General features: G+C 65.4%; 9 protein-coding genes and 1 pseudogene. 1 reads left to right on the forward strand and 9 read right to left on the reverse strand.

The window, feature by feature from the left end:
• Positions 1–168: 168 nt before the first annotated feature.
• From IM708_RS19360 to IM708_RS19395, 8 genes are all read right to left on the reverse strand, one after another.
• Positions 169–669 carry a hypothetical protein gene (locus IM708_RS19360; protein ID WP_209428220.1) on the reverse strand — a complete coding sequence of 167 codons (501 nt, stop codon included), beginning with the start codon at positions 667–669 and terminating at the stop codon, positions 169–171.
• A gap of 242 nt (positions 670–911) precedes the next feature.
• Positions 912–1121, reverse strand: a complete 210-nt coding sequence (locus IM708_RS19365; protein ID WP_209428221.1) for a dodecin family protein — start codon at positions 1119–1121, stop codon at positions 912–914.
• 539 nt (positions 1122–1660) lie between these two features.
• On the reverse strand, positions 1661–2488 hold the full coding sequence (locus IM708_RS19370) for a citryl-CoA lyase (protein WP_209428222.1): 828 nt from the start codon (positions 2486–2488) through the stop codon (positions 1661–1663).
• Positions 2485–3531: an AbrB family transcriptional regulator gene (locus tag IM708_RS19375; protein ID WP_245243340.1), complete on the reverse strand. Its 1047-nt coding sequence runs from the start codon at positions 3529–3531 to the stop codon at positions 2485–2487. Before IM708_RS19375 ends, IM708_RS19370 begins: the two co-directional genes overlap by 4 nt.
• Complete coding sequence (locus IM708_RS19380; protein WP_209428223.1) at positions 3509–5026, reverse strand: tripartite tricarboxylate transporter permease; 1518 nt, start codon at positions 5024–5026, stop codon at positions 3509–3511. Before IM708_RS19380 ends, IM708_RS19375 begins: the two co-directional genes overlap by 23 nt.
• A 12-nt stretch (positions 5027–5038) precedes the next feature.
• A complete protein-coding gene (locus IM708_RS19385) occupies positions 5039–5521 on the reverse strand; it encodes a tripartite tricarboxylate transporter TctB family protein (protein ID WP_209428224.1) in 483 nt (160 codons plus the stop codon).
• A gap of 59 nt (positions 5522–5580) precedes the next feature.
• Positions 5581–6552 (reverse strand): tripartite tricarboxylate transporter substrate-binding protein, encoded by a 972-nt coding sequence (locus IM708_RS19390; protein ID WP_245243342.1) that lies wholly within the window; start codon positions 6550–6552, stop codon positions 5581–5583.
• 31 nt (positions 6553–6583) lie between these two features.
• Positions 6584–7810 carry a CoA transferase gene (locus IM708_RS19395; RefSeq protein ID WP_209428226.1) on the reverse strand — a complete coding sequence of 409 codons (1227 nt, stop codon included), beginning with the start codon at positions 7808–7810 and terminating at the stop codon, positions 6584–6586.
• A 52-nt stretch (positions 7811–7862) separates the two neighbouring features.
• On the opposite strand from IM708_RS19395, the pseudogene IM708_RS19400 reads away from it, so the two are divergent.
• Positions 7863–8594: pseudogene (locus tag IM708_RS19400) on the forward strand (site-specific integrase); the annotation flags it as partial.
• Positions 8595–8618: 24 nt separating this feature from the next.
• On the opposite strand, the gene IM708_RS19405 reads toward IM708_RS19400, so the two are convergent.
• Positions 8619–8873, reverse strand: a complete 255-nt coding sequence (locus IM708_RS19405; protein WP_245243341.1) for a hypothetical protein — start codon at positions 8871–8873, stop codon at positions 8619–8621.
• Positions 8874–8936 lie beyond the last annotated feature (63 nt).

Consider the following 8936-nt stretch of genomic DNA (forward strand, 5'->3'; position numbering starts at 1 on the left):
GTTCATTACACAAGGGGGAAACCGGAACGGGCCGTCTTGGTTCCAAGGCCAGCGCCCCGCTTGCGTCAAAGGACGGAGCGCGCTGCAGGGCAGGGGGCTGGATAAGGGTTGTCCGGAACACTGCAACCCGCAGCTTCGCATACATCATTATGGCGCAGCGGAACCGCCCTACTCCAGTTCCTTCAGCGCCTTCACCAGTGCTTGTTCCTTTCCGTGCAAGCCCCGCGGCGCGGGACGCGCGCCACGCTGCTGGAGGACCTTGCGCAGCAGTTCGTATTCGTCGTCGTTGAGATAGAACAGGACGCAATGCTGAGCGCGCGAGGCGTCGCCGTCCGCGAGGATCGTCTGCAACTCCTTCGCCGAATGGCTTTCGGCCTTGCTCAAGAGGTCATCGATGTTGCCCTGATCAGCATGCTCGGCGATGATCTGCGCCTTGGTCCAGCCGATGCCCAGCAGCCGCGCCCGATCGACCTTGAGGGTGCTGAACTTTCGATCGATCTCCACGAGGTAGTAGGCCTTGCGGGATCCAAGTCCGAATTTTATTGCCAGATCGAGCAGAAGCAGGCTCCGAGTCCTGCATCTCACGAAGGCGGCGCGCCTGTTCAAGAAAGTCCGGTGTCGCCGCATCCCGTCGGGAGGTGGTCGAGCCATCGCGTCGGTCCAATCCAAGCGTCCGATTCGCATTCAATTGCAAGGAGGCCTACCGCCCATGGTGCCTCTAGGCAAGGACTTACACGAAGCCAAAGCTCTTGGCGCCGGTCATGCCAAGTTCATCTGTTGGCATGGCCTGCCGTTCGCTTCTCGGTGCCCTCGCTTGAGGAAATGGTTATCCCGCGAGTAAGGCTCCTAGGCCGGGCCAGCGTCTACCGGCGTGGCCCGAACCCGCGACATTATCTTGCGGGGGCCTGTGGTCAGGCTTCCAGTTTGAAGGAGAGCGCCACGCGCGCACGGAAGGCGGCAACCTTCCCGCCCTCGACCTTCATGTCCAGCTTCACCACTTCGGCCACCCGAAGGTCGCGGATCGAGCCGGACGCCGCCTCCACAGCCTTTCTACCCGCATCCTCCCACGACTTCTCACTGACGCCGACGACCTCGACGATCTTGTAGACACCTTCCGTCATCATGACCTCCTCTGATCTCGTTTCCCGCCTGCTAGCGGGTCAGCGGACCCTATCACAATTTGACTGGCGAAACATGGTCGCCATCGCTGGCAGACGGCAAGGCCGCCGCCTTGATGGGGGCTGAATGCCAAGTCTGCCACTCCTTCGGTTGCGTCAGAATGACCGACCGGCATCGCCTTTTGGATGAATCGCACGCACCTCGGAGTTCGGTACGCAGGTCAGGAACACGAACAAATCATCGGTCGTTTCGCCGTCCTTTTCTTTCCGGACGGACTTTTAAGCCGGACTGAATATCGCGCGCCCCTCCCTTTGCGGTCGCATGGCGCAGGAGGCTGATGGGGCAGACCGCATCAACGACAACGCATTTTTTTTGCGGATATTGGGGAACGATTCTATTGGTTCGAGTGACCTGCCCCCATAGGGTGGTCCACGTTTTTTGTTAGTGCATGATTGGTCTCGACGCCAGCGGGAGCGTGGCCGTCGCGCACCCAGCCTAGCGCTTGCCACCAGTCCTCATAGGTTGCTGGAGGGAGGCGGGACTATGGTTCTCGATGCGTCGGATGGTTAGCGGTGTCTTCGGAGGAGGGCTCAAAAGTCCAGCGGTACGCAGGGGGCGTCGGGCCCTTGTTGCGCCCGCCCTGCTGCATCTGCTCCCAGGCATGGGCCAGAATGCCGACCGAACGCGACAGGCAAAACAGCCCACGCGCGAGGGGGGCCGGAAACCCCAACTCGGCATAGATGACGGCGGTGGCCCCGTCGATGTTCATCGGGACGGCCTTGCCCTTTTCCTGGCGCAAGGCGTCCTCGACGGCGCGACCGATGGTGGCGAACGCGCCCGGGACCGTGCCCTGCGCGGCGGCGGTATCGACCAGGCCCAGTAGAACCGGCGCACGTGGGTCCACGGGCTTGTGAAAGCGGTGGCCGAAACCCGGGATGAACCTGCCCCGCTTGGCGCGACAGGCAGCCAGTCCAGCCGCCGTCGCGTCGGGCAGCGCCTCGCCCGCCTCAAGGCGATCGCGGATGTCGCGATAGAGCTCGACCGCTTGTTCGCCGGCGCCGCCATGCACGTTGTCGAGCATATTCACCGCCGAAGCCATCGCCCCGTTGAGCGGCAGGCCGCAGGTCACCGCCATGCGGGCGGCGGCGATCGACGGGGCCTGCGGCCCGTGATCGACCGCCGCGACGAGCGCGGCCTCGAGCAGTTGCGCCTCGGCGTCGGACGGAAGCGTACCGCGCAGCATCAGCCAGATCATCTGCGGAAAGCTGACCTGCCCGATCAGGGTTTCGATGGGCCGCCCGCGCAGCGCAATGCGCCCCGGCGCCATGTCGATGATCGAGGTTCGCCACCAGTCGGATACGTCACTCATCGCCTTCGTCCTTTCATCAGTTTCAGGATCAGCGGTGACAAGGCGATCACCAGCACGATCCGGGTGACATGATGGCTGACCACGAACGCGAGATCCGCGCCAGCCAGCAACGCGAGAACGGCCATCTCCGCCTGACCGCCGGGGGCAAAGGCCAAGAACGCCTCCAGCTGCGGGGCGAGCCCCAGCGAGTAGACGGTTGCGGCGAAGACGAGTGTCAGTACGGCTAGCATCAGGCTGAGCGCAGCGCCCGCCGCAACGTCGTGGCGCAACTCATGCCAGGCGAGGCCCGAATAGCGCACGCCTACGGCCAGCCCGATGAAGACCTGCGCGGCCCAGATTGCCTCTGCCGGGGGTCGCATTGTGATCAGCCCGCCTAGCGACAGCGCCGCCGCGGCAAACATCGGCCCGAGGATCGAGGCGCCGAACAGGCCGACACGGCGTGCGATGCGCCAGCCGCCCAACCCCGCCGCCAGCATCAGCAGGACCTGAACGGGCGGCGTCGTGCTGGCGGGCTGTCCGGGAGGCGTATGAAAGTCGACCCCCCCGACCGCCCACAGCAGCGGCGGCGCCACGATTACGATCAGGAGCACCCGCGTCGCATGGATCAGCGACAGCGCGCGGGGGTTGCCGCCCGCCTCCTCGCCGAAGATCAGCATGTCCTGCAAGCCGCCGGGCATCGCACCGTACCACGCCGTCGGCTGGTCGAACCCGAATGCGCGGCGCAGCAACGGATAGCCGGCCAGCCCGGCCAGCACCAGATAGGCCGGCACCAGCGCCAGCGACGCCGCCATTCGCGGCAGTTCGCTCAGCAGTTCCGGCGTGATCGAGGCGCCGACGGCCACGCCGAGAATGGTGCGCATCGCATCGCCCAGCGCGCCCATGCCGCGCATCCGCATCCCGGCCAGACCCGCGATCAGGCACGCGGCCATCGGCCCGATCAGAAACGGCAGCGGCAACTCCAGCGCCAAAAAGACGGCGATGCCGGCCGAGGTTGCGGTGAACGCGATCAGGCGCGGCTGGTCAATCCCCCATCGAGGTGTCAATTTTCCGCTTCCGTTCGCGCCGGGATCGCCAAGTCGGCAGGACAAGCAGGATCAGCGCCAGAACCAGAAGCGCGGCGGTCATCGGCCGTTCCCACAGGAAGGACGGCCCGCGGTAGAGCTGCATCGCGCGGCTGAAGTTGTCCTCCATCATGCGGCCCAGGATGAACCCGATCAGCAGCGGCGCCAGCGGGTAGTCCGCCATCCGGAGCGCCGTCGCGCCGATGCCCAGCAGCACCAGGATCAGCAGTTCGGTGGGGTTGTTCTGGCCGATGTAGCTGCCCATCAGGGTGAAGAACAGGATGAACGGGATCAGGAACGGGCGTGGCACGGAAAGCAGTTTCGCGATGTAGGGGATCAGCGGCAGGTTCAGGACCAGGAGCACGACATTGCCGATGTACATCGAGATGATGACCGCCCAGAAGATCTCGGGGCTGTCGGTCATCAACCGAGGCCCCGGCGTGACGTTGAGCGAGATAAGCGCGCCGAGCAGGATCGCCGTGGTCCCGGACCCCGGAATGCCCAGCGTCAGCAACGGAACGAACGACCCCGAACAGGCGGCGTTGTTGGCCGACTCGGGCGCCGCAAGGCCCTTGACCGAACCCTTGCCGAACTTCTCGCGCTCGGCCGGGCTAGCTAGGTTGCGCTCCACCGCATAGCCCAGGAACGACGCGATTGTGGCACCGGCGCCGGGCAGGACGCCGATGAAGAAGCCCTGAAGGGACTGCCGGCCGACCACCGGCGCCATGTCACGCGCATCCTGGCGCGTGATGCGCAGCTTGCCGATCGCGGCCGACTTGTCGCCCTTGCCCGACCGCGCCGGGTGCATGACCAGAAAGATCGCCTCGGGCAGGGCGAACATCGCCATCGCCAGCGTGATGAAACCGAAGCCCGACTGCAGCTGCGGAAAGCCCATGGTGAAGCGGGCGACGTTGAACAGCGCGCCTTCGCCGACCGTCGCCATGATCAGCCCGAGCAGGGTCATCAGCACGGCCTTGGCGACGTTGCCCTGGCCCGAAAAGGCCGCGATCGCTGCCAAGCCCAGCACCATCAGGGCAAAATACTCCGCCGAGTGGAAGAGCAGCGCCACCGACGAGAGCGCCGGCGCGAAGATCATCAGCAAAATGGCGCCGACCGACCCGCCGATGAAACTGGCGATCGCGGCGACCGTCAGCGCCTTGCCCGCCTCTCCCCGGCGCGCCATCGGGTAGCCGTCGAAACTCGTGGCCACCGTCGAGGCGACGCCCGGCGCGTTGATCAGGATCGAGCTGGTCGAACCGCCGAAGATCGCCCCGTAGTAGACCCCCGCCAGCAGGATCAGCGCGCCGGACGGGTCGCCGATGCCGATGGCGATCGGGATCATGATGGCGATGATGGACATCGGCCCCAGGCCCGGCAACATGCCGATCAGCGTGCCGATCATGCAGCCCATCGTCACCAGAAACAGGTTCTGGACCGACAGCGCCGTCGAAAGCCCTAGAAGAATACCGTCCAGCATGATGCGCGTCCTCTACATCAGGAACATCGGCATGGGCCGCAGGAAGATGCCCAGCACCTCGGAAACCAGCCACCAGATCCCCCCCGCCGCGACCAGCGCCACCGGCAGCGAAACGTAGAGGCGCTTCTCGCCTAGGATCCAGGCCCCGATGACCAGAAAGCCGATGGTGGAGCCGAGAAAGCCGAGCGGGCGCAAGGTGGCGGCGTAGAGCAGCATCAGCGCGATCAGCGCCAGCGCCCGACCCCAGCTATAGGAAAGAAACTTGCGGTAATCGACGTCGTCCGGGCCCGGTTCGGGCAACGGTTTCTGAAAGACCAAAATCCACACGGCGCAAATCGCGCCCATAACCGAAAGCGCCTTGGGAAAGGTGCTCGGCCAGACGGGATTGCGTTGCATGAAGCGCGGCAGGTTCGCATCCATCGTGAACCATGCGGTATATCCGTAAACGAGGCACAGCCCCAGGATGGCCAGTGCCAGCCAGCGATCGAGCGCCATGAGATCCTCCCTCGGCGAAAGCGGTGGACGCCCCGGCGCAGGCCGGGGCCGGCCCTGGCTCAGAGGAAGCCGAGATCGGTCATCATCTCGCGCATTTCCTCTTCCTGATTGGTCAGGAACTCGGTGAAATCATCACCCGCGTACCAGATGTTGGTCCAGCCGTTGCGTGCGCGCACGGCCTCCCATTCGGGGGTTTCCATCATCGCCTTCAGGGTAGCGACAAAAGCGTCGGCCTCTTCTTCGGGCAGACCGGGGGCGGCGAAGAAGCCGCGCCAGTTGACGAACTCCATTTCCGCGCCTTGCTCGGCGAAGGTCGGCACGTCGGGGAATTCCTCCAGCCGCTCGAGGGCCGTCAACCCGAGGATGCGCACTTCGCCGGCCGCAGCCATGTCGACCGCTTCGGAAAAGCCCGTCGAAAGCGCCACGACTTCGCCCGACAGCAGCCCGGCCATAGCCGTGCCTCCGGCGTCGTAGGGAATGTACTGCACATCCTCGGCGTTCACGCCGGCAGCCTCGAGGATCAGCGAGACGACAAGGTGATCCATCCCGCCGGGGACTGACCCGCCCCCGGTGGCGACGGCATCGGGGTTGGCGGCGTAGGCGTCCAGGAAATCCTGAAAGGTATGGATTTCGCTGTCTTGCGCCACGACAAGGGCACCATAATCGCCCAGCACACCCGCGATCGGGACCGCATCGCGAAAAGTCTGGCTGATCTCGCCGGTCAGCCCGCGAATGATCAGCGGGGTCGACTGCACCATCAGCGTGCCGTGGTTCGACGCCGCGTTGTCGATCAGGTAGGTGAAGGCCAGCCCGCCGCCACCGCCCGACATGTTCTCGAAGCTGGCATTAACGACGAGGCCTGCCGCGGTGAGCGCTTCGCCCACGCCGCGGGCAGCGCCGTCCCAGCCGCCACCGGCCCCGCCGGGGACGAGGAAATGGATCCGGTCATAGGTTTGTTGCGCGGCAACCGGCAGCGCGGCGGCGAAAGCCACGGTGGATGCCGCAGCAAGGCAAAGTATCCGGTGTTTCATGTCGTTCATGTCGTCCTCCCATGGGTTGATCTCATCCCTCATCGCTCCGACCAGGGCCGGTCGCGCCGGTTCGATCGCCGATCGAGCCGACCCCAACCTGACGGCCGCCGACAGACAGCGAGGTCAGGATCTCTTCGGTGTGTTGTCCGAGCGCCGGCGGCGGTGCCGAGACCGCCGGCACCTCGCCGTCGATGCGGAATCCGGGGCGCACCACCCGCACCGGGCGTTCGACCCCCGGCACGTCGTCAAACCGGGCAACGAGGCCGCTCTCCGCGATTTCGGGATGCTCGAGGATTTCGGGCACCGAAAAGACCTTGCCCGCCGGCACACCGAGCGCGTTGAAGTCGTCGACCCAGGCTTCGGCGGGGCGTGCGGCGAGCGCCGCCTCAATCTCGGCGCGCAGGGCGTGCCGGTTGCGCTTGCGATCCTCACGCGTCCGGTAGTTAGGGTTGTCAATTAGGTCCTCCCGGCCGATATGGCGGGCGAGAATGCGCCATTGCTCATCCTTGTTGGCCGCGATGTTGATCGGCGCATCGCGCGTGCGAAAGGTGCCAGAAGGGGCAGAAGTTAGATTTTCGTTGCCATTGGGCGTTGGCGCAACCCCGGCGACCAGCCAGTTTGAGATGGCCCAGCCCATCGTGCCTAAAGTCGCGTGCAGCATCGAGACATCAATGAAACCACCACGCTGCGGCGCATTCAGCATCGATGCGACCGCAAAGGCAGCAGTGAGCCCGCCGACCGTGTCGGCAACCGGATAGCCCACACGCAACGGCGCGCTTTCGGCATCGCCGGTGATCGACATCACTCCGCTCATGCCCTGGATAATCTGGTCATAGGCCGGACGATGCGCCCATGCGCCGGTCTGACCGAAACCCGATATTGCGCAGTAGATCAGCCGAGGATTGACGTGACGCAGGCGTGCATAGTCCAGTCTCAGTCGCGCCATGACGCCGGGGCGGAAGTTCTCCACCAAAACATCGGCAGTTTTGACCAGTTTCAGGAAGGTGGCAGTGTCCTCTGAATCCTTAAGGTTGAGTGTGACCGATTTCTTGCCTGCATTCTGGGCAAGGAAAGACACGCCCATTTTAGAGGTATTCAACGCGGCATCCGCCCCGAGCTCACGCGCAAGATCGCCCTTGGCGGGGGGTTCCACCTTGATGACCTCGGCCCCCATATGCACCAGAAGATGGCCGCAGAACGGTCCGGCGAGCACGTTGGACAGGTCCAGAACGCGGATATTCGACAATGGTGCCGTCATCGCTCCTCCCCGGAACCACTATTTTGCCGCATGGTTCTGGTTTCGGCAACATAAACTATATGCGTCCGTTTGACTTGCCTGGCGCTGGTGCTCGGAGAACCCGGCGCAGGGGTTCCGGCGGAGGACCGAGACGGCACGCGAGCGCTTCCTGTCGAAGGCCGAGATCGACCGGCTGGCCGCGGCGCTCGACGCGGCCGAGGACCGGCGCGCGGCCGACATCATCCGGATGGGCATGTAGACCGGGGCGCGGCTGGGCGAGGTGCGCCAGGCGCGGTTCGAGCATTTCAACCTCGAGCTTCTGAGCTGGTCGAAGCCCGCCGGCACCACCAAGCAGCGCCGGGTGCACCGGGTGCCGATCTCGGAGGAGACCGCGGCCATCGTCCGCCAGCGCCGGCTGCTCGCGCCGGCGGGCACGCCCTGGCTCTTCCCCGGTGATGTGCCGGGTCAGCCGGTGAAGGAGATCCGCCGCTTCTGGGTCCGGATCCAGCGGCAGGCGGAGATTGCGGACGTGCGCATCCACGACCTGCGCCACACCTTCGCGTCGCTCCTGGTCTCGGGCGGCGCCTCGCTCGAAATGATCGGCAAGCTGCTCGGCCACAGCCAGATGCAGAATACGCAGCGCTATACGCATCTGATGGACTCGCCGCTCCGCGCCGGGGTCGATGCCGTGGCCAGCGTCTTCCGGCCGCGGCCGGTGCTGGTGCACGACGCCGATGCCCGCGTTGACACCGGCACCACATCCCCGACCGAGGCGACAACGGGCGCGGCGCACCGTTCGGGATGAGTCAGCGCGCCGCCCCGGAGCCGCTCAGGCGGGCTCGCGCAGCGCCCGCCAGATCGGGGTGAGCCGGCGCCGAATCGTGCGCTCGTCAGGCACGGCGGTGCCCTCCGATCGGATCACGAACCAGTCCTGTACCTCGCTCACCCAGTCCGCCTGGCTTGCCGGCACGCCGTGCTCGTGCACCCGGCGGATGATCGCGACATACATTCCGTCCCAGTCGTAGTCCTTGCCCGGAGCGGCGCGTGCAGCCGGCCGGCGGGCCTTGTCAGAGGAACCGGACATGATACGCTGTGTTCGCACGGTTGTTCTGGCTCGCGGCGTACTTTCATGGCTATTGCCTTGAAG

Source organism: Pararhodobacter sp. SW119 (genome assembly GCF_017811755.1).
Classification (GTDB): Bacteria; Pseudomonadota; Alphaproteobacteria; order Rhodobacterales; family Rhodobacteraceae; genus Pararhodobacter.

Excerpts from the sequence above, each read along its gene's own strand:
- IM708_RS19365 (WP_209428221.1), bottom strand. The coding sequence starts at position 1,121 with ATGACGGAAGGTGTCTACAAGATCGTCGAGGTCGTCGGCGTCAGTGAG.
- IM708_RS19370 (WP_209428222.1), bottom strand. The coding sequence starts at position 2,488 with ATGAGTGACGTATCCGACTGGTGGCGAACCTCGATCATCGACATGGCG.
- IM708_RS19380 (WP_209428223.1), bottom strand. The coding sequence starts at position 5,026 with ATGCTGGACGGTATTCTTCTAGGGCTTTCGACGGCGCTGTCGGTCCAG.
- IM708_RS19385 (WP_209428224.1), bottom strand. The coding sequence starts at position 5,521 with ATGGCGCTCGATCGCTGGCTGGCACTGGCCATCCTGGGGCTGTGCCTC.
- IM708_RS19390 (WP_245243342.1), bottom strand. The coding sequence starts at position 6,552 with ATGAAACACCGGATACTTTGCCTTGCTGCGGCATCCACCGTGGCTTTC.
- IM708_RS19395 (WP_209428226.1), bottom strand. The coding sequence starts at position 7,810 with ATGACGGCACCATTGTCGAATATCCGCGTTCTGGACCTGTCCAACGTG.
- IM708_RS19405 (WP_245243341.1), bottom strand. The coding sequence starts at position 8,873 with ATGTCCGGTTCCTCTGACAAGGCCCGCCGGCCGGCTGCACGCGCCGCT.